Origin of the sequence: Paenibacillus polysaccharolyticus (assembly GCF_900102085.1) — a bacterium.
Classification (GTDB): Bacteria; Bacillota; Bacilli; order Paenibacillales; family Paenibacillaceae; genus Paenibacillus; species Paenibacillus polysaccharolyticus.
Genome location: NZ_FMVM01000012.1, coordinates 48,816 through 73,896, shown reverse-complemented (window position 1 = coordinate 73,896; position 25,081 = coordinate 48,816). Strand labels below are relative to the sequence as shown.

29 protein-coding genes and 1 riboswitch are annotated in these 25,081 nt (G+C 45.5%); of the genes, 23 read left to right on the top strand and 6 right to left on the bottom strand.

Going from position 1 to position 25,081, the window contains the following annotated elements; all coding sequences use genetic code 11:
• Window positions 1–21: 21 nt before the first annotated feature.
• Window positions 22–981, bottom strand: coding sequence for a DMT family transporter (locus BLQ13_RS17520; RefSeq protein WP_090922430.1), 960 nt, complete (start codon window positions 979–981; stop codon window positions 22–24).
• Window positions 982–1,131: 150 nt separating this feature from the next.
• Between BLQ13_RS17520 and BLQ13_RS17515 the strand changes: the two genes are divergently transcribed.
• Entirely contained in the window at window positions 1,132–2,010 is an 879-nt protein-coding gene (locus BLQ13_RS17515; RefSeq protein WP_244159357.1) for an AraC family transcriptional regulator, read from the top strand.
• A 134-nt stretch (window positions 2,011–2,144) separates the two neighbouring features.
• Here the strand turns inward: BLQ13_RS17515 and BLQ13_RS17510 are convergent, their stop codons facing one another.
• Both BLQ13_RS17510 and BLQ13_RS28330 read right to left on the bottom strand, forming a co-directional pair.
• Complete coding sequence (locus BLQ13_RS17510) at window positions 2,145–2,426, bottom strand: hypothetical protein (RefSeq protein WP_090922426.1); 282 nt, start codon at window positions 2,424–2,426, stop codon at window positions 2,145–2,147.
• A gap of 90 nt (window positions 2,427–2,516) precedes the next feature.
• Window positions 2,517–2,702, bottom strand: a complete 186-nt coding sequence (locus tag BLQ13_RS28330; RefSeq protein WP_139168917.1) for a hypothetical protein — start codon at window positions 2,700–2,702, stop codon at window positions 2,517–2,519.
• A gap of 306 nt (window positions 2,703–3,008) precedes the next feature.
• Here BLQ13_RS28330 and BLQ13_RS17500 point away from each other — a divergent pair, with 306 nt between their 5' ends.
• The 16 genes from BLQ13_RS17500 to BLQ13_RS17425 all read left to right on the top strand — a co-directional run bounded on the left by BLQ13_RS17500 (window position 3,009) and on the right by BLQ13_RS17425 (window position 18,413).
• Window positions 3,009–3,665 carry a stage V sporulation protein AA gene (locus tag BLQ13_RS17500; RefSeq protein WP_090922421.1) on the top strand — a complete coding sequence of 219 codons (657 nt, stop codon included), beginning with the start codon at window positions 3,009–3,011 and terminating at the stop codon, window positions 3,663–3,665.
• The gene (locus BLQ13_RS17495; protein WP_090922419.1) at window positions 3,652–4,074 is read left to right on the top strand and encodes a stage V sporulation protein AB; all 423 of its coding nucleotides are present in this window, start codon (window positions 3,652–3,654) and stop codon (window positions 4,072–4,074) included. Before BLQ13_RS17500 ends, BLQ13_RS17495 begins: the two co-directional genes overlap by 14 nt.
• An 87-nt stretch (window positions 4,075–4,161) precedes the next feature.
• Window positions 4,162–5,772, top strand: coding sequence for a spore germination protein (locus BLQ13_RS17490; protein WP_167375777.1), 1,611 nt, complete (start codon window positions 4,162–4,164; stop codon window positions 5,770–5,772).
• 103 nt (window positions 5,773–5,875) lie between these two features.
• Complete coding sequence (lysA, locus tag BLQ13_RS17485; protein ID WP_090922415.1) at window positions 5,876–7,207, top strand: diaminopimelate decarboxylase; 1,332 nt, start codon at window positions 5,876–5,878, stop codon at window positions 7,205–7,207.
• Between the two features lie 247 nt (window positions 7,208–7,454).
• The gene (locus BLQ13_RS17480; RefSeq protein WP_090922413.1) at window positions 7,455–7,886 is read left to right on the top strand and encodes a peptidylprolyl isomerase; all 432 of its coding nucleotides are present in this window, start codon (window positions 7,455–7,457) and stop codon (window positions 7,884–7,886) included.
• A gap of 271 nt (window positions 7,887–8,157) precedes the next feature.
• Window positions 8,158–9,483 carry a hypothetical protein gene (locus tag BLQ13_RS17475; RefSeq protein ID WP_090922411.1) on the top strand — a complete coding sequence of 442 codons (1,326 nt, stop codon included), beginning with the start codon at window positions 8,158–8,160 and terminating at the stop codon, window positions 9,481–9,483.
• Between the two features lie 152 nt (window positions 9,484–9,635).
• Window positions 9,636–9,798: riboswitch (FMN riboswitch) on the top strand.
• A 343-nt stretch (window positions 9,799–10,141) separates the two neighbouring features.
• Complete coding sequence (ribD, locus tag BLQ13_RS17470; RefSeq protein WP_090922409.1) at window positions 10,142–11,245, top strand: bifunctional diaminohydroxyphosphoribosylaminopyrimidine deaminase/5-amino-6-(5-phosphoribosylamino)uracil reductase RibD; 1,104 nt, start codon at window positions 10,142–10,144, stop codon at window positions 11,243–11,245.
• A 12-nt stretch (window positions 11,246–11,257) separates the two neighbouring features.
• Window positions 11,258–11,926 carry a riboflavin synthase gene (gene ribE, locus BLQ13_RS17465; protein WP_090922407.1) on the top strand — a complete coding sequence of 223 codons (669 nt, stop codon included), beginning with the start codon at window positions 11,258–11,260 and terminating at the stop codon, window positions 11,924–11,926.
• 52 nt (window positions 11,927–11,978) lie between these two features.
• A complete protein-coding gene (locus tag BLQ13_RS17460) occupies window positions 11,979–13,220 on the top strand; it encodes a bifunctional 3,4-dihydroxy-2-butanone-4-phosphate synthase/GTP cyclohydrolase II (protein WP_090922405.1) in 1,242 nt (413 codons plus the stop codon).
• Window positions 13,221–13,322: 102 nt separating this feature from the next.
• Window positions 13,323–13,790, top strand: a complete 468-nt coding sequence (gene ribH / locus BLQ13_RS17455) for a 6,7-dimethyl-8-ribityllumazine synthase (protein ID WP_090922403.1) — start codon at window positions 13,323–13,325, stop codon at window positions 13,788–13,790.
• A 103-nt stretch (window positions 13,791–13,893) separates the two neighbouring features.
• Window positions 13,894–14,694: a segregation and condensation protein A gene (locus BLQ13_RS17450; protein WP_090922401.1), complete on the top strand. Its 801-nt coding sequence runs from the start codon at window positions 13,894–13,896 to the stop codon at window positions 14,692–14,694.
• Entirely contained in the window at window positions 14,663–15,355 is a 693-nt protein-coding gene (gene scpB / locus BLQ13_RS17445) for an SMC-Scp complex subunit ScpB (protein ID WP_090922399.1), read from the top strand. The genes BLQ13_RS17450 and scpB overlap by 32 nt, the downstream gene beginning before the upstream one ends.
• Window positions 15,356–15,587: 232 nt before the next feature.
• Window positions 15,588–16,325 (top strand): DUF2953 domain-containing protein, encoded by a 738-nt coding sequence (locus BLQ13_RS17440; protein ID WP_167375775.1) that lies wholly within the window; start codon window positions 15,588–15,590, stop codon window positions 16,323–16,325.
• Window positions 16,326–16,556: 231 nt separating this feature from the next.
• Window positions 16,557–17,030: a GerW family sporulation protein gene (gene ytfJ, locus BLQ13_RS17435; RefSeq protein WP_090922394.1), complete on the top strand. Its 474-nt coding sequence runs from the start codon at window positions 16,557–16,559 to the stop codon at window positions 17,028–17,030.
• Between the two features lie 169 nt (window positions 17,031–17,199).
• Complete coding sequence (locus tag BLQ13_RS17430; protein WP_244159356.1) at window positions 17,200–17,622, top strand: phage holin family protein; 423 nt, start codon at window positions 17,200–17,202, stop codon at window positions 17,620–17,622.
• On the top strand, window positions 17,622–18,413 hold the full coding sequence (locus tag BLQ13_RS17425) for a peptidoglycan recognition protein family protein (protein ID WP_090922392.1): 792 nt from the start codon (window positions 17,622–17,624) through the stop codon (window positions 18,411–18,413). Before BLQ13_RS17430 ends, BLQ13_RS17425 begins: the two co-directional genes overlap by 1 nt.
• 434 nt (window positions 18,414–18,847) lie before the next feature.
• Here the strand turns inward: BLQ13_RS17425 and BLQ13_RS17420 are convergent, their stop codons facing one another.
• From BLQ13_RS17420 to BLQ13_RS17410, 3 genes are all read right to left on the bottom strand, one after another.
• The gene (locus BLQ13_RS17420; protein WP_090922390.1) at window positions 18,848–19,129 is read right to left on the bottom strand and encodes a hypothetical protein; all 282 of its coding nucleotides are present in this window, start codon (window positions 19,127–19,129) and stop codon (window positions 18,848–18,850) included.
• 141 nt (window positions 19,130–19,270) lie between these two features.
• Entirely contained in the window at window positions 19,271–19,534 is a 264-nt protein-coding gene (locus tag BLQ13_RS17415; RefSeq protein WP_090922388.1) for a hypothetical protein, read from the bottom strand.
• Window positions 19,535–19,717: 183 nt separating this feature from the next.
• Window positions 19,718–20,458 (bottom strand): GT-D fold domain-containing protein, encoded by a 741-nt coding sequence (locus tag BLQ13_RS17410; protein WP_090922386.1) that lies wholly within the window; start codon window positions 20,456–20,458, stop codon window positions 19,718–19,720.
• A gap of 203 nt (window positions 20,459–20,661) precedes the next feature.
• On the opposite strand from BLQ13_RS17410, the gene BLQ13_RS17405 reads away from it, so the two are divergent.
• The 6 genes from BLQ13_RS17405 to BLQ13_RS17380 all read left to right on the top strand — a co-directional run bounded on the left by BLQ13_RS17405 (window position 20,662) and on the right by BLQ13_RS17380 (window position 25,062).
• Window positions 20,662–21,321, top strand: coding sequence for a glycosyltransferase family 2 protein (locus BLQ13_RS17405; protein WP_090922383.1), 660 nt, complete (start codon window positions 20,662–20,664; stop codon window positions 21,319–21,321).
• The gene (locus BLQ13_RS17400; protein WP_090922382.1) at window positions 21,299–22,372 is read left to right on the top strand and encodes a glycosyltransferase; all 1,074 of its coding nucleotides are present in this window, start codon (window positions 21,299–21,301) and stop codon (window positions 22,370–22,372) included. Before BLQ13_RS17405 ends, BLQ13_RS17400 begins: the two co-directional genes overlap by 23 nt.
• Before the next feature lie 6 nt (window positions 22,373–22,378).
• Complete coding sequence (locus tag BLQ13_RS17395; protein WP_090922380.1) at window positions 22,379–23,023, top strand: hypothetical protein; 645 nt, start codon at window positions 22,379–22,381, stop codon at window positions 23,021–23,023.
• A gap of 253 nt (window positions 23,024–23,276) precedes the next feature.
• Window positions 23,277–24,098 carry a hypothetical protein gene (locus BLQ13_RS17390; RefSeq protein WP_090922378.1) on the top strand — a complete coding sequence of 274 codons (822 nt, stop codon included), beginning with the start codon at window positions 23,277–23,279 and terminating at the stop codon, window positions 24,096–24,098.
• Window positions 24,099–24,229: 131 nt separating this feature from the next.
• Window positions 24,230–24,709 carry a hypothetical protein gene (locus BLQ13_RS17385; RefSeq protein WP_090922376.1) on the top strand — a complete coding sequence of 160 codons (480 nt, stop codon included), beginning with the start codon at window positions 24,230–24,232 and terminating at the stop codon, window positions 24,707–24,709.
• Between the two features lie 20 nt (window positions 24,710–24,729).
• Window positions 24,730–25,062, top strand: coding sequence for a hypothetical protein (locus BLQ13_RS17380; RefSeq protein WP_244159355.1), 333 nt, complete (start codon window positions 24,730–24,732; stop codon window positions 25,060–25,062).
• Window positions 25,063–25,081 lie beyond the last annotated feature (19 nt).

The following is a 25,081-nucleotide window of genomic DNA, read 5'->3' as shown; positions in this document are numbered from 1 at the left end:
AACTAACAACCTCAATTCGCGTTATTTGGCGATGGGGTTATTTGTCGTTTTAATATTTTGTGCGGACACGGAGGACGAACGTTTGAACTGTAAAAGAACAATTAAAAGGATAATACAGCCAGTACCTAACCATTGATAGATACCGAAGGGCTCATTCAACCAAAGAACTGTGGTACCCACTGCCGCCAAAGGTTCGGCGCTCCCTAACAAGCTGGTCTCCTGAGGCGTGAGGTATTTCAGGCTGGCAATGTAGAACCAGAATGCGAGTAACGTTCCAATCAATATGGAAAACAACAAATAACTACAGGTCTCTGATGTCAGCAGTGTAAGGTGGATCTTCCATGGTGCATGAACAAAGCTCATACCCACTCCACCAATCACCATGGCCCAGCCAACGACCACGAGAGAATCAAATTCGTTAAGTAATCTGACCGCATACAATGTATAAAATGCAGCAGATACACCAGATAACAATCCCCAGATCACTGCTGGCTGCGAGACGGATAACTGATGCAGAGAGCCATTTGTAAGCAGAAGAAAACATCCCAAAAGCGCCAGAGCAGCGCAGATTATAAGTTTGGCTGTAAGTGGGGATTGTTTGCGCAATACCATATATACCATGATCATGACAGGAGAAAGATATTGCAAAAGTGTGGCGACAGCCGCATTGCCGTGATCAATGGAAGCCATGTAAGTGTACTGTACAGCCAACATGCCGACCAAGCCAAAGATAATAAATGGCAGGGCTGTTTGTTTCGATTTCCAAACTTCAAGAATCTGTGAACGGCTAGGTGTAAATAATTGCAGTAAAAGGAGAAGGATGCCGGCACATAACAATCGCACGGTTACATACCAATTAAGATTGATATGGTGCATTTGAAATAGATTTTGAGCCACCGTTCCTCCGATACCCCAACAAGTAGCTCCTGTCAAAACCAGAAGTATACCTTTGAACTTGGGTGTTGACACTATTGATTTCATGTTTATTCGCCTCGCCTTAAATATAAGAATAGTGATATAGTAAGACAGAATTGATTTGATTAATATCAATATTGCACAAAAAAATATAACAACATTGAGATGAGAATATTGAGGAAAATAAAATTTGACATCAATCAACAGCTAAAGGAAATGACAGAACATCGTACTGATGATCTGTCTATCGCTTGTTACAAGACAACTATATCCGAGCATGTACAAGGGTACATTCCTTTGCACTGGCATGATGAATTGCAGTTTGTAGCAGTGATTCAAGGTGAAGTATTATTTCATATTAATGAACAGCAAGTAGCGGTTACAGAAGGAAATGGGGTATTCATTAACAGCGGCATGATGCACATGGCAGAGGATTGGAGTACGGGCGATCCGAGCATTTATCTCTGTTTGAATGTGTCCCCGCAATCACTGGCCCCTGCCGAACTTTACATGAAATACGTACACCCGTATGTAACAGCAACGAATTTGCCATATCTCATGATCGAAAAATCTGACTCCTGGGGAGAGCAGCTTCTTCAGAATATCGCTCTTGTGAGACAAGAAATTGAAGAGCAGGCTCCATATTATGAACTGAACATTGCAGGAGCTGTGCTGGAGATCTGGAAAAGGTTAATTATGAATGGTTACTCACTCGAACATAACGAAACAGAGATGATCCGTAGCAAACGTATGAAGCATATGCTGATGTGGATTCATCAAAACTATGCCGAGCCGCTCAGGCTGGACGATATCGCAAAGGTAGGTCAGTTAAGCCGTGCGGAGACCTGCCGAAACTTTCAGCAAATACTGCGTACAACCCCCATGCAATATGTGCTGGATTATCGTATCCGAAAAAGTACAGAGCTTTTGCGTTTCTCACAGCGCAGTGTCACCGAAATCGCGTATGAGGTTGGGTTCAACAGTACCAGCTACTTCATCGAACAGTTCCGAAAAATGATGAAAATAACGCCTTTAAAGTATCGAAGGGAGGAGCAGAAGGGGAGGCATGATGAGAAGAATGAGATACGTAGTTAGTGTTTAGGATTCATGAATTGTCCGACAGGAGCATCACCTAATGGATACAACAAATACGATCTGGCCAAGTATATTTAGAGGAGGGCGAGCTGAAGTATATTGGCTTGCCTTTCTCATTTCTTCCTATGCCGATCTCATTTAGAGCGCCCGATACCGATCCATCCCGGAGCGTCCAGGGCCCCTATGTTTTTTTCTTCGATGCACCAGCATACATTCATCCCCCTGCCCACCCCCGCAAGTTTCTTTCCTTTGGTTTGGAACAAGAGGGAGGCAAGCCAGCGGAGGGAAGGAATCGGTAAAGGAGCGAAGCGAGCGCGTTTATCACGGGATTTCCTCCTTGAAAAGGAGAGAACGAGAAATCCGGGGATAACCAGCGCCCGATATCGATCCATCCCGGAGCGTCCAGCGCCTTCCATGTCTTTTCCTTCATCCCAAGGAACCTAGCCTACATGTTTTTCCCCTCAGCGCACCAGCTTTCAGTCTTTCCCCTGTCCTCCCCCCGCAAGTTACTTCCATTTCGTTGGAAAAGAGAGGGGCAGGCCAGCGGAGGGATGGAATCGGTAAAGGAGCGGAGCGAGCGCGTTTATCACGGGATTTCCTCCTTGAAAAGGAGAGAACGAGAAATCCGGGGATAACCAGCGCCCGATACCGATCCATCCCGGAGCGTCCAGCACCCTCCATACTCTTTTCATCCACGACCAGACTTCCAGCTTTTATCCCCCTGCCCACCCCCGCAAGATTCTTACATTTCGTTTGGAAAAAAGAGGGAGGCAAGTCAGCGGAGGGAAGGAATCGGTAAAGGAGCGAAGCGAGCGCGTTTATCACGGGATTTCCTCCTTGAAAAGGAGAGAACCAGAAATCCGGGGATAACCAGCGCCCGATACCGATCCATCCCGGAGCGTCCAGCGCTCCCTCCACACTCTTTTCCAACTTAAATGTAATAAATTTGCACATTCTTCAAATACTAACCTAAATTACGCAGTAAAGGAGTGCTGTGGATGTCCCAGACACCCACTCCCACGGTCTACGTCCGCATGCGCAGCCGGATTCGCATTCAGAGAGGGCGAGCGGTCAAACTGCGGGATATTGCCCACGTACTGGCCTCATCCGAGGAACAGGAAAACAGGCTACTGGAACTTGAACTGCTGCAGCCCGGACCGGAGGACGGCAACCTGATCCTTATTGACATCTTGCAGATTATTCCCCGGATTCGGCAGCTTCTGCCGGATGTGAATGTGGAGCTGATGGGGTCCGGGCATACGTTAGTTGAAGTAATGGCAGGTAGTGGTAAGGCTTCGAAATCCTTGTTTATTCTGGTATGGTTGCTGCTGTTCTTCGGTTCAGCACTGACCATTATGAATTTTCACGCAGACGTAAATATGCAGGAAGTACAGATTCGCATCGTAGAGATGCTGACAGGACACCGGGATGAGCATCCGTACTTATTTCAGCTTGCCTATTCCCTTGGGATCGGCTTCGGCATGGCGGTATTTTTCAACCATCTATTTAAGAAAAAGTGGAATGAAGAGCCAACACCGCTCGAAGTGGAAATGTTCCTTTACCAGCAAAATGTAGACCAATTTGTCGTCATTGAAGAAACCGAACGTATGCATAAGCAGAATCAACGGGAGTTGAACGACGATGAGCGTGCTTAACGGAGCGATCAGCATTGTGCTTGGCATTGCCGGGGGAATCGCTGTGGGGAGTGGTGTTATTGCGCTTATTCTTGTACTCGACATGATTCCGAGACTGGCTCAAGTGACACAGTCCTATGACAAAACGCATTGGTACGAGGGTGCTCTCATTGGAGGTTCGCTACTGGGCACGGTAGCCGATTTCTGGCATTGGAAAATGCATGGCGTTATGTTGCTCAGCCCGATCGTTGGATTGTTCTGCGGCGTTTTTATTGGTCTGCTGGCTGCCGCTCTGACAGAAGTATTAAACGTGCTACCCGTTCTGGCTAAAAGGTTGGGCATGCGGTCATATTTGTTTGGACTGTTGCTGGCGATGATTCTGGGGAAAATGACAGGCTCACTGTTTGACTTTTTCGTTTATCAGCGGTAAAGCAGCATGACAGGTTTAAGGAGGATGGACATGGACGAACATAACAATCAAGCGGGTCATGAACAAGAAGATAGCACTACGGAAGATATGATGCATAAGTCTGCTTATGAAATCCAGAAGGAAGAAGAGAAGAGGGAATATCAGAAGAAAAAGCAAAACGAGATGTCTGACAGTATCGAGGAATCCGTGCACTATTGGCAACACAATGACGACATCTCTCCTCGCATGAGTGATAACAAAAACACATTGAAGCAAGTGCTCGGTCTTGGCGAGTCTTTTGATGTTACGCTGAGGGAGATGGTGCTTGGTGGCAAACATGTAGGGCTACTGATGTTGAGTGGTTTTGCCAAAGACGAGATTTTGCTTGAAGTGTTAAAACGATTAACGTATCTCTCACCAGATCAAATATCCGATCACGCGCTTAAATCTTATTTTGAATGTTACATTCCTCATATCCAGGTAGAACGAGTAGAAAAGATGAGTGCCGTCATTAGTAAAGTACTGACTGGAATGAGTGCCTTTTTTGTTGAGGGCGACCGATCTGTTCTCATTATGGATACTCGGAGTTATCCGGTTCGCTCCCCCGAGGAGCCTTCGCTTGAACGTGTCGTTCGCGGTTCACGGGATGGTTTTACAGAAACTCTGCTTACGAATGTGACGCTGGTGCGCCGCAGAATACGTGACCCTGGGCTGAAGTTTGAGATCATGCAGGTTGGGCGAAGAACACAAACCGATGTATGTGTGGTGTACATTGACGATATTGTGGATAAGGTGCAGGTCGATTCGGTTCGTGAAAAAATACTGTGTATCGATATCGACGGCATTCCGGCAGCTGATAAACAGTTGGAGGAAGCGATTATTAATAAAGGATGGAATCCATTCCCCCTGGTTCGTTATTCGGAACGTCCTGACGTTACAGCTTCTCACTTGCTGGAAGGACGAGTCGTTATTTTTGTAGATACTTCCCCCAGCGTAATGATCTTGCCGACGACCTTTTTTGATCTATGCGAACATGCGGAGGAGAACAGGCAGACTGCTCTTATGGGAACCTATTTGCGCTGGGTGCGTTTTGCAGGCATCCTGATCTCTCTGTTTCTGTTGCCACTATGGATGCTGATGGTCATCGAGGCTTCGCTGAAACCCGTCGGTTTGGATTTCATCGGCCCACAGGAAAGCGTGAAACTGCCGATTATTATTCAGTTTCTGCTCATCGAGCTGGGTGTAGACTTATTACGGATGGCTGCAGTTCATACCCCGACCCCTCTGGCTTCAGCCATGGGTCTGATTGCGGCTATATTGGTCGGAGATATCGCGGTAAAAACGGGGTATTTTGTCAATGAGGTTGTGCTCTACATGGCTATTGCGGCGATCGGAATGTTTGCTACACCAAGTTACGAGTTAGGACTGGCGAACAGATTGGTCAGATTATTGCTACTGGTTGCAGTTGCGATATTCAAGGTGCCGGGTCTGGTCGTTGGAACAACGTTGCTGATTGTGGCGTTGACCATTCACCGTTCATACAACTCCTCGTATCTGTGGCCATTTATACCTTTTAATGCAAAGGCATTTGGCAACTTCCTGTTCAGGGTTCCATTGCTTGTCAGCAAGAAACGTCCATCATTCAACAAAACGCGTGACAACACCAAGATGTCTGAGGATCCCGACGGTGAATTGCGAAAAAGTAAAAAACACAAATGATGTGCCGAAAAATCCATTCATCTCCCGGCTTAATTTGATATACTGGTGTAAAATCAATGGAATAGTAACTGTTCCAGTATACAAAAAGTGAGGAATGCAAACGATGTATTTACACGGTACAAGTAGAATAAATGAGCAAGGTCACCTGGAGATTGGTGGAGTAGACGTTACGGATATGAAAGAGCAATTTGGAACGCCGCTCTATGTTGTGGACGAGCAATTGGTTCGCGAGCGCTGCAGAGAGTACATGGAAGCTTTCCGCGCTTCAGGTTTGGGCTTCCAAGTTGCATATGCAAGCAAAGCATTCTGTGTAATGGCGATGTGTGCTCTTGCAGCAGAGGAAGGTCTTTCTCTGGATGTTGTCTCTGACGGCGAACTGTTCACGGCATTGCAAGCAGGCTTCCCGGCAGAACGCATTCATTTCCACGGCAATAACAAAACGATCGAAGAGATCGAAATGGCGCTTGACGCTGAGATTGGATGCTTCGTAGTAGACAACTTTAACGAGTTGCACCTGCTCCAAGCTGTCGCAGCGGACAAAAACCGTAAAGTAAACATCCTCCTGCGTGTAACGCCGGGTGTTGAGGCGCATACGCATGAATATATTTCGACAGGACAAACGGACTCCAAGTTCGGTTTTGATATCGGCAACGGTACAGCATTTGAGGCGATTGAACTTGCATCCAAACAATCCAACCTGGTATTGCTTGGTGTTCATTCTCACATCGGCTCCCAGATCTTTGAGGTGGAAGGGTTCCAGATGGCGGTTCAACGTGTTGCTGAATTTGCAGCAAGTGTATATGAGCGCCTGAATGTGGCATTCAAAGTCGTAAACCTGGGCGGCGGATTCGGAATCCGTTATATTGACGGTGACACGCCGCTTGAAGTGGCTCAGTATGTGAAGGCCATTACCGATGCGGTAAAAAATCATTTTGCACAAATCGGCTATGCAGTGCCTGAAATTTGGGTTGAGCCAGGCCGCAGCATCGTAGGTGAAGCAGGTACAACGCTGTACACCGTTGGAACGAGCAAAGACATTCCAGGCGTGCGTAAATACGTAGCTGTAGACGGTGGTATGACGGATAACCCACGTCCTGCATTGTATGAGTCCAAATATGAGGCTGTACTGGCAAATCGTGCAAACGAAGCGGCAACAGAAACGGTCTCTGTAGCGGGTAAATGTTGCGAGAGCGGTGACATGTTGATATGGGATCTGGATCTGCCAAAAGTGGAGAGCGGTGATCTGCTTGCCGTAGCTTGCACAGGGGCATATAACTACTCCATGGCAAGCAACTACAACCGGATTCGTCGTCCGGCGGTTGTGTTTGTCAAAGATGGTCAAGGCGATGTGGTTGTACGTCGTGAGTCATATCAGGACATTATCCAAAACGACCTCGTGCCAGCGCGTATTGGCAAACAGCCAGTTACTCGTTAATTCAAGTTCCTATAGCGCTAGATGAGGACGGAAGGGGCTTGCCCCTTCCGTCCTTTGTCATGGACATTGTAGCTATTTGGCACGCTTGAAGGCTTGTATTTGAGAGTAGAAAATCAAAAATATAGCTCTTTCTTTTGCGATTCGGCCCTTTTCGGTGTACACTAAGAAAAGTGCTGTAATGCTTGACCACAAGTTTGGTATTGCATCACAATTACTTTTGCTCAAAATTGAAAGGAGTCATTTACATATGGCGAAACAAGCGAAAATTAAATTGGCAAACGGCGGAGAAGTTCTGATTGACCTGTTCGATCAAGAAGCTCCAAACACCGTAGCAAACTTTGAAAAATTGGCAAACTCCGGTTTCTATAACGGACTCGTTTTCCACCGTGTAATTCCGGGCTTCGTAGCTCAAGGCGGATGCCCTAGTGGTTCCGGTACTGGCGGTCCTGGTTACACAATCAACTGTGAGATCAACCCGAACAAACACGAGCGTGGAACACTTGCGATGGCACATGCTGGCCGCAACACAGGCGGAAGCCAGTTCTACATCTGCTACCAACCGCAGCCACATTTGGACGGACAACATACTGTATTTGGTAAAGTAAGCAAAGGTATGGAGTTTGTTGATGCATTCGAAGGCCGCGACAAAATGGAAACTGTTGAAGTTGTAGAAGTTTAATTTCAACTGAATCTGCTCGGCGGCATCAAGTTAACCCCTGGTACATTCCTATTACGGAAGTACCAGGGGTTTTGTGCATTGTACAACTTTTTTGCGTAATTGCCTTGCAAAGTGTTATCAAAAATAAGCTTAAAGGAACTGGCGGGACGAGTTGAACGTAGGTTATTCTAGCTAGGAACAGATTGTTGAGACCGAATACATGAGGTTTGACAGCGCACGGATATACTGAGCATGCATGTTTTCAGAACTACTGTGAAAGGATGTTGTTACTTTGACTTTAGATGTTGTACAGCAACTTAAATTACTTCAACACATTTATAGTGAGAGCACGATTTGGGACGAGGAGTTGCGCGCTTCAAGACACAATGTGCCAGAGGACGTATCGGCGGAACAATTACAGGCACTAGAGGCTACCGGACATGAGCCTAATCACTTTGAAAGACCGCAACATGAGGAGACAATCCGAGAACTGAGAACATTGGCTGAGCGTTGGACGCTTCAGGAGGCTGCTCAGGCGTTTGTGGCTTCTCTCTGGTCAGCGCCAATGATCTGGCGTTCACTTCTTACAGGAAAACTGATCGCAACCAGTATACCTGATCATGAATATGATCCATATTCTTCCAGTCATAAGTGCCAGATCTGTGGTTTGGATGTGAATGACGGAGTAGATACTTCGCTTCAGTGGTACTGGCGAATAACCAACGGCACACCGCTCGATGGAGATATATTTGGACATGTACTCGCTCTGAGAGAAATGGCCGCTTCGCAGGAGCTTCCTGTTCCGTGTGAATATGATCGCTGGACGCTGCGCGCCGTGTTAACGGTGCTGCGCAATCTGCCACCCAAGACTCGGTACAGCAAGGCAGCGGATGCGCTCAAAAAAGAACAACTGCTACCAACGAAAAAGGTATATGTTTACCGCGACCTGCTTGAAACGCTGGCGCTGATCGGCATTCTGGAAACGCCAGAACAGCCAGGAATGATTACAGCCTTCACCTCATATGCAGAACGCGACAAGAGACCTAATACACGCGTTGAGGTACAAGCTCCCTTGGCATGGTGGGATTCATCTGTAGGAATCAACGAGCACAATTTGAACCTGATCTTTGGTGAATTCGATTGCAGTGATGTATCGCTTGAGAACAAGCCTGAACCGAAACCACTGGCGAGTGAGACCGTTATTGGTGCATTTGAAAGCAGACGAGGTGTAGGTACCAAGGCGAAGGTGCCGAAAAAATCTCCGGATGCCGGTACAGGTGAAGTGCAGCCTGGAGACGTATATGCAGTGAAAGTACTTAGTGGTTCTTGGGTTACTGTATATTGTCATGAAGTGAAGGACAAACGTACCATTGTTGAATATCTGGATGGCGTGTTCCCCGATATGCCGGGAAAAGAAGACCTTATTCTGACCGTTCGTCCAAGGCCGGATGAGCGCTGGCAGTGTTCGGCCATTGGAATCGACTCGACCAGTTGGGTCAGAAGAGTAGCCCGCGATATGCCAGCACCTAATGCTTCCCAGCCCAAACCTGAGAGTGTTCCGTTCCATGCTGCAAAGGATTTGAGGCACATGGCAAGCTGGTGTTTTCCAGACCTTTAGAATTTATTTTCCAATATTGATGAAGTCCGTGTCTCGTCTGAGATGCGGATTTTGTAATATAAATGCTTATTAAAAGTTAGTATGTGACAAAAAGAAACAAAAATGAATTGATTTTTTGACATTAAAGTGCTAACATCCAATTAATAACGAAAGCGATCCTTCAGGGCAGGGTGTAATTCCCTACCGGCGGTGATGCGTGTTGGGGATTTATTTTCCACCGATATGGCAAAGTCCGTGACCTGTCTGCTTATAGCAGATGGCTGATCTGGTGTAATTCCAGAACCGACAGTATAGTCTGGATGGGAGAAGGAGTGGGTGTAAGCCGGTGTGGTTGCACTCCGCAGGAGTGATGTCGCATAGCATTCAGCTCGTTTGGATGATATGTGTGGAAGGCTTGTTTATAATGAGTTTTCTAATACATAATACCGTTATATAGAACTCTTCACCTGATTTTTTGTATATCATTCTACAGCTCGAATGGGTATGCAATAAGGTATGTGTTTGTTTTCACTTACCTGTTAACTGGTTTTGGTGAAGTGTCGGTATTGGTGTGTTTCATCTCTCCTGCAGATGACAGTAGTCTTCCATCATCCCTACCTGAACAGATTGTTCGGTGGGGATTTTTTAGTTCGAGATTATAACCGTGGGGTGAACGGATATGGAAATGATCAATGATGAATTTTATATGGCGTTAGCACTGGATATGGCAGAACGGGCACAAGGACAGACTGGAATTAATCCTGTCGTAGGATGTGTCGTTGTTAAAGAAGGACGTGTTGTTGGTCTAGGAAGCCATCTGAAACGAGGTACAGGCCATGCAGAGGTGCATGCGCTGAATATGGCTGGAAGCGACGCGGAGGGTAGTACCGTTTACGTAACGCTTGAACCTTGCAGTCATTATGGCAAAACGCCACCCTGTAGCGAACGTTTGATCCATGAGAAGGTTAAACGGGTGGTGGTTTGTTGTGAAGATCCGAATCCGCAGGTTTCTGGTACAGGCATTAGTATGTTGCGTCAACAAGGCATCGAAGTTGAAGTGGGTGTTTTGCGCGAACGCGGAAGACGTATGAATGAAAAGTTTATCAAGTTTATTACAACAGGCCTTCCTTTCGTTACCCTCAAAACAGCTTCTACGCTGGATGGAAAAATTGCTACGCGTAGCGGGGACAGCAAATGGATCTCCAACGAACTGGCGCGTGAGATCGTGCATGCGCTTCGTCATCGTCATCAAGGCATTATGGTTGGCGTGGATACGGTAATCGCCGATAATCCGGAGCTGACTACCCGCTTGCAGGTAGAAGGCATCAGTCCGGTACGGATCGTTGTGGATTCCAAGCTGAGGTTGCCTGTAGGCTCCAAAATGGTCAAGGATGGACTTGCGCCAACTTGGGTGCTTACAACCGATGAGGCTAGCCAGGAAGCGGCTGAGCGACTCGAGGCTTACGGTGTTGAAATTATTCGCTGTGGGCCTGGACCACGCGTAGATTTGCTACATGGGCTGAGCAAACTGGGAGAGCGGGATATTGGTTCGATTCTGCTGGAAGGCGGCGGTACACTAAATGGTGCAATGCTGGAAGCACGGCTCGTAGATCGTTTACTGATGTTTATCGCTCCCAAGATTGTGGGTGGATATGATACTCCGGGAAGTTTCCGTTTTGAAGGCGTAGAGCGCATGAGTCAGGCAATCCAATTGCATCAGCTGGAAATTGAGCAAGTTGGAGATAATATTAGCATTGGCGGTATTCCGATTTGGCCAGAATAGGAGGAAGATAGCATGTTTACGGGTTTGGTGGAAGAAGTCGGTCAGATCCGGCGCATTGGCCGTAAAGGTGAGGCCCTAGTTCTGAACATCGCTGCTTCTGTCATTATGGACGATCTAAAAATTGGTGACAGTGTTGCGGTTAACGGGGTTTGTCTTACCGCGACCACGCTGGAAGGCGGTGGTTTTACCGCAGACGTCATGCCGGAAACGTATCGACACACCAATCTCAATCAGCTTCAGTCCGGCAGTAAGGTTAATCTGGAGCGGGCCATGTTGTCCGGTGGACGATTCGGCGGTCATATCGTGCAGGGACATGTGGATGGGACTGGGGTTATCGGTAGTATTACTCGGGATCAGAATGCAGTTGTTTTTGAGATCAGACCGGGTGACCATGAACTTTTCAAATTTCTAATTCCAAAAGGTTCGGTCACTTTGGATGGGATTAGCTTGACAGTGGTACAGACGACTCAAAGTTCCTTCACGGTTTCGATTATTCCCCATACGATTGGGGAAACGGTTTTGAATGTCAAAAAGACAGGAGATACCGTCAACATTGAATGTGATATTTTGGGGAAATATGTAGATCATCTGTTGCAATACGGCAAGAGCCATGCGGAAACGAGAACAGGCAAGCCAAGCAGTCTTAGTGAAGAGTTTCTCTCCAATCACGGGTTTGCATAAACATAGGAAAGACAGGGATAAAACATAGAACTGGAAACAGGAGGTGCGGCTGATGTCAGAACAATCCGAGCGATCCATTCTGGACTCAATTGAGGCAGCTATTTATGATTTGATGCGTGGTAAACCCGTAATTGTGGTCGATGACGAAGATCGGGAAAATGAAGGGGATTTTATTGCTTTGGCTGAAAAAGCAACCCCTGAGGTCATCAATTTCATGATTACCGAAGGTCGAGGACTCGTCTGTGTTCCCATTACGCAGCAGCGGGCAGATGAATTAAATTTGAAACCGATGGTTCAGCAGAATACGGATTTCCATGGGACAGCTTTTACGGTCTCTGTGGATCACAAAGATACAACGACGGGAATCTCGGCGCATGAGCGTTCCATTACCGTTAAAGGTTTGATTGATCCGAATGCGAAAAGCAGTGATTTTCGCAAGCCGGGTCACATGTTTCCGCTCATTGCCAAAGACGGCGGTGTGTTGCGTCGTGCCGGACATACGGAAGCGGCAGTTGATCTGGCGATCATGTGCGGCTCTTACCCCGCAGGTGTCATCTGTGAAGTGATCAAGGAAGATGGTACGATGGCCAGACTTCCTGACCTGCAGGAGATTGCACGTAAGCATGATCTGAAACTGATTAGTATCCAGGACATGATTCGTTACCGGAATGAGAAGGAGAAGCTGGTGCAACGTGAAGTTTCCGTGCGTATGCCGACGGACTTTGGCGAATTCCAGGCGGTGGCGTATACGAACGCCGTGGATAATAAAGAACATGTTGCCTTGGTCAAAGGGGATATTGACGGGTCCAAACCTGTATTGGTTCGTGTTCACTCCGAATGTTTGACTGGCGACGTGTTCCACTCTCACCGTTGTGACTGTGGCCCGCAGTTTGATGCGGCGCTGAAGCAGATCCATGATGAGGGTAATGGCGTACTGCTCTATATGAGACAAGAAGGCCGTGGGATCGGTTTAATCAATAAACTCAAGGCTTACAAGCTGCAAGAAGAAGGTCTGGATACAGTGGATGCCAATCTGAAGCTTGGTTTTGCTGCTGATCTGCGCGATTATGGGATCGGTGCACAAATTTTGAAGGATCTTGGCGTTCGTCAGATTCGATTATTAACGAATAATCCACGGAAAATTAAAGGCTTGGAAGGATATGGTCTGGAAGTGGTAGAGCGTGTACCGATTCAGATGCAGGAGAATGAAGATAATACAGCTTACCTTCACACCAAGCAAGCCAAATTGGGCCATATGCTCAAGTTTGATGATATCGAGCAGAATGAACAGTGATTTCAGTTACTCGCGATAATTTTCTGATATGTAAATATTGGAGATTTTACATGTTCAATTGCAGCACCTATAACATTATATATCGACAGGGAGATGACGATAATGCCTAACTATTTTGAAGGACATTTGGTATCGGAAGGTTTAAAATATGGCGTGGTAGTTGGACGTTTTAATGAATTTATTACGAGCAAGTTGCTTAGCGGGGCGCTGGATGCGTTCAAACGTCACGGTGTGCAAGATAATGAAGTAGATGTAGCTTGGGTACCGGGAGCTTTCGAAATCCCGCTTATCGCTCAGAAAATGGCCGAAAGCGGCAAATACGATGCGGTCATCACACTCGGAACGGTTATCCGTGGGTCAACAACACATTATGATTATGTCTGCAACGAGATGGCTAAAGGGGTAGCGGCAATTAACCTGAAAACAGGGGTGCCAACTATCTTTGGATTGGTTACTACGGAGAACATTGAACAGGCGATCGAACGTGCTGGAACGAAGGCAGGCAATAAAGGTTGGGATGCTGCTACAGCTGCAATTGAAATGGCGAACTTGACGAAACAGCTAAAATAGTGCTTATTTAATAGTAGTGCCCTGCTTTGCGCAGACGAAATCGGGAGACCGGTTTCGGACGGCTGGCAGGGTTTTGTATTTTTCTGGCGGGAGGATTCGTCTAGTGACGGTAGTTACATACAAACTGGAGACTTTTGAAGGGCCTTTGGATCTGTTGTTGCATCTGATTGATAAGGCTGAGATCGACATCCAGGATATTCCCATCAGCGATATTACCGATCAGTACATGGCGTATCTGCATTCCATGCAGGAGCTGGAACTGGATATAACAAGTGAATTTCTGGTGATGGCAGCTACGCTGCTGTCCATCAAGAGCAAACTTTTACTGCCCAAACCACCGGTAATCGAGGATTTCGAGGATTATGATTATATGGAAGATGAGGATTATGATCCGCGTGCCGAACTGATTGCACGCCTTATCGAATATCGCAAATATAAAGGAATAGCGCGGCATCTGCATGAACGGGAATGGGAACGCAGTCTTATTTTTTCCAAAGAGCCCGAAGATTTGCGACCTTATATGCCTATGGAGGAACAAACGAATCCGGTGCAAGGTCTGCATACTTCTGATCTCATCGCGGCGTTTCAGAAAGCACTTCGAAAGGCTGAGAAGCGTACAACGGTCACCCGGATCAAAAGGGACGAAATTTCGGTCAAGGACCGCATACGTGAAGTTATTGGTGCCTTGGAGCATTTAGGTCCTGGGGGGCGGTTGTTATTTTCCAAGCTTATGGATGATCAGATATATCGCCATGAGATCGTGGTTACGTTTCTAGCAGTGCTGGAGCTGATGAAGATGAAGCAGATTGTTTGTTACCAGGAACGGTTGTTTGAGGATATCGTTATGGAGTGGAGAGGGGAAACAACGAATCATGGATTTTCCGAAATTGAAGTCGATTATTGAGGGCCTTTTGTTTTTGTCCGGAGAAGAAGGTCTAAGTGTCAAACAGATTGCTGAAATTGTGGACCAGCGGGTAGAACTGGTTACGGATGCCATTGAGGACATGATCGGCGATTTTGCAAGGCAAGGGCGAGGTGTGCAGATTCTGAAGATTGCAGGTGTCGTGCAGCTCGGAACGTTGCCGGAACATGCGGCCTATTTTGAGAAGCTTGCTTACTCTCCTGCACGTACATCGTTATCCCAAGCGGCGCTTGAAACTTTGGCCATTGTAGCTTATCGTCAGCCCATTACACGGGTGGAGATTGAGGAGATTCGTGGCGTAAAATCGGAGCGTGCTATCCATACACTCGTGAACAAGGATCTCATTGTTGAAGTGGGGAGAGCGGAAGCGATTGGACGCCCGATATTGTACGGAACAACGAAGTCATTCCTTGATTATTTCGGACTAGCTTCGATTAAAGATCTTCCCGAACCGGGTTTGTTTGAAGATTCGGAAAACCTGGAGGAAGAAACGCAGTTGTTATTCAACAAGTTGGACATGAATCAGCCGGATGTTTCGGATACTGACGTACAAAGCGTTTTTGATTTTGAAGAGGAAGCAGCATTCCCGGAAGAAGATATCGCTGTAGATCCAGAGGATGATTCTTCGGGTTCCTCCTCCTAATAAATGCTAATAGTTAAAGCCATATAAGGACAATGTGGAGATCGATCCACGTTGTCTTTTTGTATTTTCTCCAGAACAGCGGTGAAGTTGTCTGGAATGATGTATACGATATCGGGCATTTCGATGGTGCATTTCGGCAAAAATTGGGGGATTTCATGGCATTCGTGAATTTTTTCCAGCAAGGAATGCCATACTAGACATGATAAGAATTGAGGGCTTGGAGGTAAGGCCTGTGTGGATCTGGCTTGGAGGAATCGGTTTGTTCATCGCACTGCTGATTGCCGCAGTCCTCATCTCAAATGTTCATGTTCATGTTATATTTCGCAAACATAAGAGCGATGACTACGCAAATATCAATGTTCGACTGCTGTATGGCTTCGTGCGGATGAATTACGAAATTCCGAGCATTGTTTTCCGAAATATGAAAGAAGGCTTCTTGCTTAAAACAGAACAGTCCATGAACCATTCCCGAGGAGAAGTTTTGGGTAGCGAGCAGGTGAACAAACGAAAAGTAAAAAACTGGGCAAAAGAAGTCAAGGTGATGCTTCGAGCAACAGAGGCTCTGAAAGTATGGGTCAGACAGACGCTCAGACGAGTATATATAACGAATCTGTTCTGGTCTACTGCGGTTGGTGTAGGTGATGCTGCTTACACAGCAATGCTAACAGGTTGGTTATGGAGTATTAAGTCCATGATTGTTGGCTTCTTAACGTACCAGATGCGTTTCAAAACGGTGCCTGACCTTGAGGTTCTTCCGGTATGGTCCGACGAGATGGAATTTCGAACAGAACTGGATTTCAAACTGCGAATCCGCATGACGACCATCTTAATTGCTGGAATCAGACTGCTTACCCGCGTGCTGCAGGTCGAGGGTGGCTGGCGAATGTGGATTAAACTCCTTCGGGAGCAACGCCGCAAATCAAAGCAAAAGAAGAAGCATAGGCACATTGCGGAAAAGGAAGCTCGTTAAAACAGAACTTAACTAGTCTGAGATTGAATCCACTGTATTGGTGTTAAGGTTCTGCGACGAGAACATGCGATAACGATTCCCTGTATTGATTACATAAGTCCTGCAAGTTTGGGGATGATATGGTTAGATCAAAAACCTATATAAGTTGATTAATCATTGACACAACTTGTTTGTGTTAATCTGCTTAAGCTCAACGGATATAGTTTATTATTGAAACTGGAGGGAAGTCACATGTCAGATCATCCAATTCAAGGATTAATGGAAACTGCAATGGAAAATATCAAGGGCATGGTGGATGTCAATACAATCGTTGGCGATCCTGTAGAAACACCGGATGGTACGGTTATTCTGCCGATTAGTAAAGTTGGATTTGGCTTCGCGGCAGGCGGAAGTGATTTTAATGTAAGTGATGGAAAAGGTAACAACGCATCGAGCACAACGGAACATGCTCATTCCGCAAAGGTTGCTTCCCCATTTGGCGGTGGTAGTGGTGGCGGTGTATCCATCCGTCCAATCGCTTTTCTGGTTGTTGGCAAGCAAGGTGTGCACATCGTGCCGCTTGACAATTCGACGCACTTGTTCGAAAAATTGATTGATTCAACACCTTATGTACTCGATCGCATTCAGGAAATGTTCCGCCACCGTAATCATGGCACAACAGAACATGATGTGCGAGTGACAACGGATCATACAACGTATAGCTGAGTCATATGATTAATTCGTAATCCCTCTGGCACTTTAAAAGTGCAAGAGGGATTTTTGCTGTTTGCATAACGACAATTTATTGTATTTTAGGATGATTCCATTTTAGATGAGACAGAAGTCTGTGAACGGCCTAACCTAAACATCAAATAGATCTGAAGGGGGAAAGGCAGTGCATAGAGATACAGTATTTATGGTTATGTTTGGGTGGGCGTTATCAGCTGTCGTTTATTTGGTAGGTGGAATTAATCACCTATTGATTGCGGTGACCATTTTTGTGGGACTGGATTATATGACAGGTGTGATGGCGGCTTGGTATAAAAAGGAGCTTTCGAGCAGGATTGGATGGTGGGGACTTGCACGTAAATCTTTAACTTTTGTTTTCGTGATCATTGCTCATCAACTTGATATTGTGGCAGGCAATGAAAGTGATTTTATGAGAGATGCGATGTTAATGTTTATAATTGGCACGGAAGGCATCAGTATACTGGAGAATATGGGAAAGTTAGGGCTCCCTGTACCCAAATTTATTACATCTGCGTTGTTTAAACTCCGGGGCAATGATCATCAGGATGAGGATCGGGGGAATACATAATGGTACAACTTGTCGAAGACTACATTCCTTTAAATAAGTACAGCAGATCTGGTCTGAAGTTAAAAGCAAAGCGTGGGATTGTTTTGCATTACACAGCATCTCCGGGTGCTTCGGCAAAGAATATAAGCAAATATTTTGCGAGTCTTGCCAATCAAAAATCTAGCGATGGTGATAAGGGGCGTTATGCAAGTGCCCATTTTTCAGTGGATCGTACAACGATTTATTACAGCCTTCCCGATGATGAACTGGCATATCATTGCGGTAGTAAAACCTACACCAAGCAAGCTTTGCAACTATTGGGGAGTTACCCGAATAACAGTACGGTAGGTATTGAGATGTGTATCGAAAAGGATGGAAGCATTCATGAGGATACGTTCAATCAGGTTGTTGATCTGGCTGTGTATCTCATTGAACAACGAGGTTTTCCAGAAGTCTTTTTCACTCACAAAGAGGTCGTGGGTTGGAAGGAATGTCCATTACCATGGATTAAGCACCCGGAAGAATATGAAAGGTTTAAACAAAAGGTACATCAAAGGTTATATCCAATGCAAGATCAAGCGGTTACGGAGGATGAAGAAGATATGGATAAAGTGTTGGCTTATGCAGAGTGGGCATGGAATGAACTGGACAAATATATTGGCGATGCGTACAACGATCAAATCATTCATGAATGGACATGGGTGGAAAAGGTTCGGAAAAGAAAACTAACCTACGGAGAATTGCTTATGCTCAAGGTACTCATTGATGAGCGCAGACGTAAGGGGATTCAGGGACAGGGTCAAAGTAGTTAATCCTCGATTCTGGAAGAACCGAGCAAGGCACTGCGTGCTGGGGGTTGCACGCAGTGTAAATTAATGTTCAGTTACCCAAGCGTTGAAGTGAGCTATGTCCTTCAGAAAATAAAATTCTTGTATAATGACAATCCTCTCTGGATGCTCCAACTCATATTGAAGATGAAGGGAAGAGGAATCCACCGATCCGACCAAGGAGGTAGAATCCATCAACGACCGCTCATCCGGTATCATGGAATGCAATAGTACGATCAACCTTTCTGTGTAAAATTGAATCTGATGTAGAGCTACTTGAGATGAAATCAAGATCCTTTGTTCGTTATACGATTTCTGTTCTTCATGGTTAACCCCAAATTTAAAAAAGCAGAACCCTACGTCGATGTTGACGCAGGGTTCTGCTTTTTCTGACTTGAACGATGTGACAATAATGCTTTCTAAGAAAGTGGGACCTCCGATTGTGCAAACGTAGCTAGATCGTTATCCGTGAGTTCAAGATTACCAAAGGCTTTGCATAATTGTTGAAATGCTCTGATCGTATTCGTCTCATACAGAATTTCCATAGGATCGAATCCTAACATGACCAGCGAATCTACAAGTTCTGATTGATCTACTTCTTGATACTGAAGAACTTCGAACATGGTTTCTATTACGGTTAAATATAAAATAGCTTTGTGAACGGGCTCGATGACGTTTCCCTCCTCTGGATTGTATCCCATATGCGCCTATGATTTCCTCGCATATGATTAGAGTAAGTCCAGGGAGAAATAAACTAACAAAAAGTTGATAGGGGACGGTGTGTCATGGATGAATTGGGTTATAAATCTTGTGTATTACACGCGTGGTATGTACGTTTAATCCTATTCGCTGACTTCCTGAAGGATGGAATCAATCAATTGATCATCAATCAGCGTGCTTGCTTTTTCCAGAGCTAGTAAAATGCCCTGAGGCTGTTCAAAAAAAACAGTTTGAAGAATGGGAGCTACCTCATCCAGTTCAATTTTTTCTGCTTTTACCATACTAATCAAGGCAACGACGATCTCGTGCCCTTCTACATTGCCTTCCATAAATCTTGCCCTTAGATGATTAGCCACGGTTTCGGTCTTTGACTGCGAGTACGCCATTATATTTCCCTCCAACAGTTCGAATATCTTAGCAGAACTCCCCCAAATGCAAGTCTAAACCAGGTTAGATTAGGAGTCTTAACAATAATAAGGCAGATGGTTTATTTTATCAACAGATTATCGGCAGAAGGATGGGCGACACATAGTGCTGTTTATAGACCGAAAAAAAGACCCTTCTACGGGTCAGTTCTGGGGCCGGCCTTCCCAGTAATCGGGGAATCCTTGATAATCCCACGCGTTCAGGTTTTCTCTATCGGCCTGAATGGCAACATCTGCCCCAGAACCAAAGTCCACACCTACGGTATGTAGTTCCTTGGCTTTCACCGTAAGTACTTTACCCGGAGCACCTGCGCATACCAACGCAAGTTTCCAAGGAGATTGCTGATAGAGCTGTTCCATTTGCACACATGCTTCATCCACATGAGACCAGGAGGCACAATCAATTGTTCCTACAATGTTGCTCCAACCATATCTTCGTTGCAACACCTCTCTGTACAGATCGGCCTTGGCTCCGCAAATCAGAATGGGGACGGTTTTAAATAATTCATAGAATAACGGGTAACGAGCAATATAGTTGTTCTCAAATGCATAGAACGTTTCAGCCGGTTCTACCTTGTAATAGGCGAGACACATGGCAAATAACGGTTGGAAATACCAATGCTCAGTCTGTGTTAAATGCCCCACGTAATCGGCTTGCCTCAGACAGTGCACCAAGGTCTCCCGCGCTTCTGCATGAGGTAGGGTAATTCCGCAATATGTGGGATCACTAAGCCACCCATAATGGGACCTAATGAAGTCCATAGTCAGCACAGCATCGTGAGCCAAAATGGTATTGGAGGCGTCCCCGAACCTGACGGTAGCGTGTGCCTCCCCATCAACAGCCTTCTGATGCCAGCTTCGAATTAAATCTACACTTCCTAGCAATATTCTCACCTTCTTTTCATGGATTGTTTAAAGTAAGCAGGATCATATCAACTCGGGTTTAACCTGTTCACCCCTTTCAATTCTAGGATAGGGGGAAAACAGACTTCTCTCTCTGTTTTGCTGAAAATGAACATTTTTATCATGTGGGTGCAAAGAATCTAAACAATCGGTCTACTCTATGTAAAAGGAGAGAGGGGATAATTGTGAGTAAAGTATTGATTGGCAGTCCTGTAAGAAACCGTGCCTGGGTGCTGGAACGACATCTGCAATCCCTTCACCAACAGGCGGTTCACAAACAATTCAGGTATATCTTGAATGACAGTGAGGATCACACGGAACATATTCTTCAAGAACATCGAATTCCTTATTTGACGTACGATCTGGGGAAAACATACGGACACCTGCGCGGGCAATATGCTTATGCACATTTGGCAAAGTTGCGAAATCGGCTGTTGGAGGAGTTTTTACTCACTGACTGTGATTACTTGTTCTCTGTAGATACGGATATTATTGTGCCGGAAAACAGTCTGGAGCAACTCATGCATAACGACAAAGATATCTGTTCGATGCTGATCCGTAATCACCCGCAGATCAAAGCGCATAATGCCCTCATCCGAGGACAACATGTTCCTGGATTCAGCGAAGGTGTAATTCCTGTTGACTTAACAGGGGCGGTATATTTAATTAAGCGAGAAGTGATTGAAGCAGGTGTGCGGTATGCGGACCATGCCTCAGGGGAAGATGCCCCTTTTTGCGAGCAAGCCAAATCATTAGGTTTTGAACTTTTCGTGGATACACGACTTCGGCCAGTTCATGTCTACGCGGAAGGAGTGGAGTTGATTGCTCAATTGGCTGCTTCCTAAAAAGAAGGTACAAACAGGTCAGATCTTCCAAAGCATCGAAATGACTATTATTTATCCACCAGCACTAGATTGGAACTTGTTATTTCAGCGTCCGCAACAGTTAATGACGGCGTTCTCCAAGATCAAGGGAGTGCGGGCCATTTTTATTAATCAGGAAACATATCGTAAGCAGGAAAGACCCATTGAGAAGCTGAGTGAGGACCTGTTTCTTGTAAAGCAAGGCATTAATTATGATCATCTGGTCAAGGGTAAAAAGGTACTTTGGTTCTCCAGTCCAGCACAATATGATTATTCGGATGCAAAAGATTTTGATTTCAGAGTATTTGATTATCTCGACAATTCAGCAGATGAGTTTGCAGTGTGGAAGGATTATATTCCGAGGTGTTTCAATCGGGCGGATTTGATCTCAACTACGGCAAAGATCATGTATGAAGCCCATAAACATGATGGAAAACCGATATTTATGTGTCCTAACGGTGCAGATTACGATCACTTTGAAAAAGCACAGACGCTACTTCCCAGACCATCCGATTTTCCTAAAGTAGATGAAGGCCAATACATCGTCGGTTTTCACGGAGCCATGGCTTCCTGGGTCGATTATTCGTTGATTACAGATATAGCTGATTTAGGCTACCATGTTGTACTCATTGGTAACAATGCTTTATATCAAAAGAGAATTGTTCATCCCAACATTACTTGCTTACCACATAAGGATTATAGGGTTCTTCCCGCTTATATTGCCCAATTCGATGTATGTATTGTGCCATTTAAGCTCACAGAGATGATTCGAGGTTGTGATCCAATCAAGTATTATGAATATTTGGCAGCAGGCAAGCCCGTTCTGACTACATGTATGGACGAGATTATACATAAATACAGCCAAGTGACTTATTTTATAGACCGATATAATTGTGGAAAGATGCTCGCAAAAGCGATTCGTGAAAACGATCATCATAAAATGGCAGCTCGCACGCAAGTTGCCAGAGCCAATAGTTGGGATGGCAGGGCAAGGGATGCTGTTAAAATGATAAATCAGGTGATGGGAGAGTAATGCAACATGATTAAGATATTTAAAAGATTGTTAGGTAAACAAGAGCAATCTCCTCCAGTGAAGGAATTGGAAGCGACTGTGCCTCTTACAGATGACATTGCCGTGTCCAAGGCTTACGTGCCTGTTACCGAAACAACGATAGTCTATCTACCTGCTATTGATTTTCATAGTGAACGATTTGGAAGGCGTCCTCAACGATTGTTAAAAGCACTTGCTGAAGTGGGCTACCACGTTATATACCTTAACTCCAGTGATGAGTATTATCAGGTGGACGATTTCGAATATCCCTATGAGAATCTGCCTCATTTTGTCGTGGCCAGAGCAGGGCAGTCTGTGCGCCATTTATTTGGTCATAACCGAATCGTGTATTGGGTCAATGATAGCCGGCTAAGTGACTCGGTGGAAGCAGCGTATCCCCATCTGGTGATCTATGATTCTTTAACCGACCCGGATCATTATGAGAAACAGAAACATGCTATGGAAGCTGTCGCGGATACCGTTTTTATCACGCCTGAACGAATCTATGAACACGGCAAGCACTGTGCGCATGTGCATCTGATTACTGCTGAAGAGTTTGAAATACAAGAGCGTGCAGAACAAATCGCCAAGATAATCGATCATCTGCCCAACAGACCGGCTCCTCTGATGTAATGGAGGGGTCTTTTTACTATAACTAAAGGGCTCTTTCTGGAAAAAACGAAAAACTATTTCTTGCTAAAGTTGATTTATTTTTAGTAATCGTTAGTGAATGTTGAAATGGTTCTACACTATATACACAGAGAGGATAACAAGCAGCCTGGTCGTAGCTTGGATCTCCCGACCAAATAATGGTACGGCCACGGTTCAGCTTATCCATGTCTCCGTAATCATAGATTATATACCTATTTAAGGAGTGGACAAATTCATGGCAAAAAAGATGATTATTAAAGGTGTAGGCACATTTATGGCTAAACGTTATCCTACAGACCCGATGGGTGCGATTGAAGTTGTTACCCTGGGAACACTCCAGGATCTGAAAATTGACCTGAACGTTGAGCTAGAAGATATTTTTGGTGGTGACGGTCTGTTCGCGATTGATGTACTTGTGAAATCCAAATCCATTGAGGTATCCGCTACCGATGCCAAATTCGATCTGGATGCCATTCAATTGATGATGGGTTCAACGGTACAAGAGCAAGTCAAGTCCTACGTATGGGTTCTGAATGAGCAGACGATTGCTACTACGGGAACAGCAAATTCCGGATTTGCCGAAGCGAAACCAGCTTATGCAAGTACCATCTATGAAAAAGATGCGGGTATTGCCGTTCGTTTGAAAGAATCCAATACATTGCTGAAGCAACTTGCATCTAAAGGTTCTACGATTAAGCCGGATGAGTTCTTCTATGATGCTGCTAACGGTGTAGTGGTCCTCAACGCCGTACATAACGACAAAGAATTCGTATTGAATTACAAACGTGATGAAGTGGTCGACATGGTAGATCTATTAGTGGATGAAGTGCCGTTCCCGATCTCTGTAATTCACCACGGTACGTTCCAACAAAAAGATGGCACATTTGCGGGTGTGGAAACCGAGTTGTACATGTGCCGTGCCAAAGGAACGTTTAGCATTAATGCTCAACGTGCTGCTGCATCTGCATCGGCTATTTCCTTGCAAATTCTTGATCCGGAACGTCCGGATGGAAAAATCGGCAGCATTAAACGTTTCAGTGCGAAAAGTAAAATCTAATCCAGATTCATGATGATTGCTCCTGGCAAGGTATTTCAATGGCGGCTGTGTTCTCCCCTTCACAGCGCCTTGCCTTATCAGGCTCTTTTATATTGTGGGGAGAAATGTAATGTATTGAGGGGGCGTAATCGATGGAAACAGATCAAGAACGGGCTGAGCGTGAGCTTGCGGAACGTTTGAATGAAGAAGCTGCCAGCAGAATCAAGCATGATCCTGAGAACCAAAAAGCAACATTTGAAGAAATTGAAGCAGCAGAGCGTGCATTTTTTGAAGATGATGAGATTGTAACCCTGCGGGATCGGCGTAAATATAGAATTCCCCCATGTAATCTGAAGGATGCCAGACGGCTGATGCAATTGCTGAAAACGGTGAATATTGATGCCATCATTCTAAATTTTATCCCGACGGACAATGACGAATTGGATCAGCGGCGGCAACAGGATTTATTTGATGTGCTCGGTATCGCTTTTAAAAATTATCCGCATATTGTGACAAAAGATGACCAAGGTGAATATATCATTAATCGAGATTATTTGGACGAGTATCTGGATCTCAATACAGCTCGCAAAGTCATTGATCTGATGATTGGTCTCAACGGACTAAAAAAGTAGAACGCGCCGAGGGAGAGCCTTTGGAGGGAACCGAAATCCGTGATACGGAGACACAGGAACCCGTGCACTGGGGAGAGATCTTCTTCACCCTCCATAAGCATTGTGGATTGAACAAATGGGAGATTTGGGAGTACACCCTCCCTCAGGTTGCAGCGCTGTGTAAGTCAGCCGAGAAATATATTCAGTTTGAGGTTGAACTCATAACAGCACCTCTTCGCATGTTCGGTAGTGGTGGAGGTGAGGAAGCTGGAGAAGATGGCACTGTTAAGCGGACCAGAACTTTTGAAGATGAGGAGTATACCGAAATATCGGAAGAGGATATTGGTCTGCTCGCGCAAGCGCTTGGAGGATAAACAAAGAATTTCCCGTTTT

Coding starts and splice junctions, on each gene's coding strand:
- BLQ13_RS17520 (WP_090922430.1), bottom strand. CDS start 981: ATGAAATCAATAGTGTCAACACCCAAGTTCAAAGGTATACTTCTGGTT.
- BLQ13_RS17515 (WP_244159357.1), top strand. CDS start 1,132: ATGACAGAACATCGTACTGATGATCTGTCTATCGCTTGTTACAAGACA.
- BLQ13_RS17510 (WP_090922426.1), bottom strand. CDS start 2,426: ATGGAAGGCGCTGGACGCTCCGGGATGGATCGATATCGGGCGCTGGTT.
- BLQ13_RS28330 (WP_139168917.1), bottom strand. CDS start 2,702: ATGAAAAGAGTATGGAGGGTGCTGGACGCTCCGGGATGGATCGGTATC.
- BLQ13_RS17500 (WP_090922421.1), top strand. CDS start 3,009: ATGTCCCAGACACCCACTCCCACGGTCTACGTCCGCATGCGCAGCCGG.
- BLQ13_RS17495 (WP_090922419.1), top strand. CDS start 3,652: ATGAGCGTGCTTAACGGAGCGATCAGCATTGTGCTTGGCATTGCCGGG.
- BLQ13_RS17490 (WP_167375777.1), top strand. CDS start 4,162: ATGATGCATAAGTCTGCTTATGAAATCCAGAAGGAAGAAGAGAAGAGG.
- lysA (WP_090922415.1), top strand. CDS start 5,876: ATGTATTTACACGGTACAAGTAGAATAAATGAGCAAGGTCACCTGGAG.
- BLQ13_RS17480 (WP_090922413.1), top strand. CDS start 7,455: ATGGCGAAACAAGCGAAAATTAAATTGGCAAACGGCGGAGAAGTTCTG.
- ribD (WP_090922409.1), top strand. CDS start 10,142: ATGGAAATGATCAATGATGAATTTTATATGGCGTTAGCACTGGATATG.
- ribE (WP_090922407.1), top strand. CDS start 11,258: ATGTTTACGGGTTTGGTGGAAGAAGTCGGTCAGATCCGGCGCATTGGC.
- BLQ13_RS17460 (WP_090922405.1), top strand. CDS start 11,979: ATGTCAGAACAATCCGAGCGATCCATTCTGGACTCAATTGAGGCAGCT.
- ribH (WP_090922403.1), top strand. CDS start 13,323: ATGCCTAACTATTTTGAAGGACATTTGGTATCGGAAGGTTTAAAATAT.
- scpB (WP_090922399.1), top strand. CDS start 14,663: ATGGATTTTCCGAAATTGAAGTCGATTATTGAGGGCCTTTTGTTTTTG.
- ytfJ (WP_090922394.1), top strand. CDS start 16,557: ATGTCAGATCATCCAATTCAAGGATTAATGGAAACTGCAATGGAAAAT.
- BLQ13_RS17425 (WP_090922392.1), top strand. CDS start 17,622: ATGGTACAACTTGTCGAAGACTACATTCCTTTAAATAAGTACAGCAGA.
- BLQ13_RS17420 (WP_090922390.1), bottom strand. CDS start 19,129: ATGGGATACAATCCAGAGGAGGGAAACGTCATCGAGCCCGTTCACAAA.
- BLQ13_RS17415 (WP_090922388.1), bottom strand. CDS start 19,534: ATGGCGTACTCGCAGTCAAAGACCGAAACCGTGGCTAATCATCTAAGG.
- BLQ13_RS17395 (WP_090922380.1), top strand. CDS start 22,379: ATGATTAAGATATTTAAAAGATTGTTAGGTAAACAAGAGCAATCTCCT.
- BLQ13_RS17390 (WP_090922378.1), top strand. CDS start 23,277: ATGGCAAAAAAGATGATTATTAAAGGTGTAGGCACATTTATGGCTAAA.
- BLQ13_RS17385 (WP_090922376.1), top strand. CDS start 24,230: ATGGAAACAGATCAAGAACGGGCTGAGCGTGAGCTTGCGGAACGTTTG.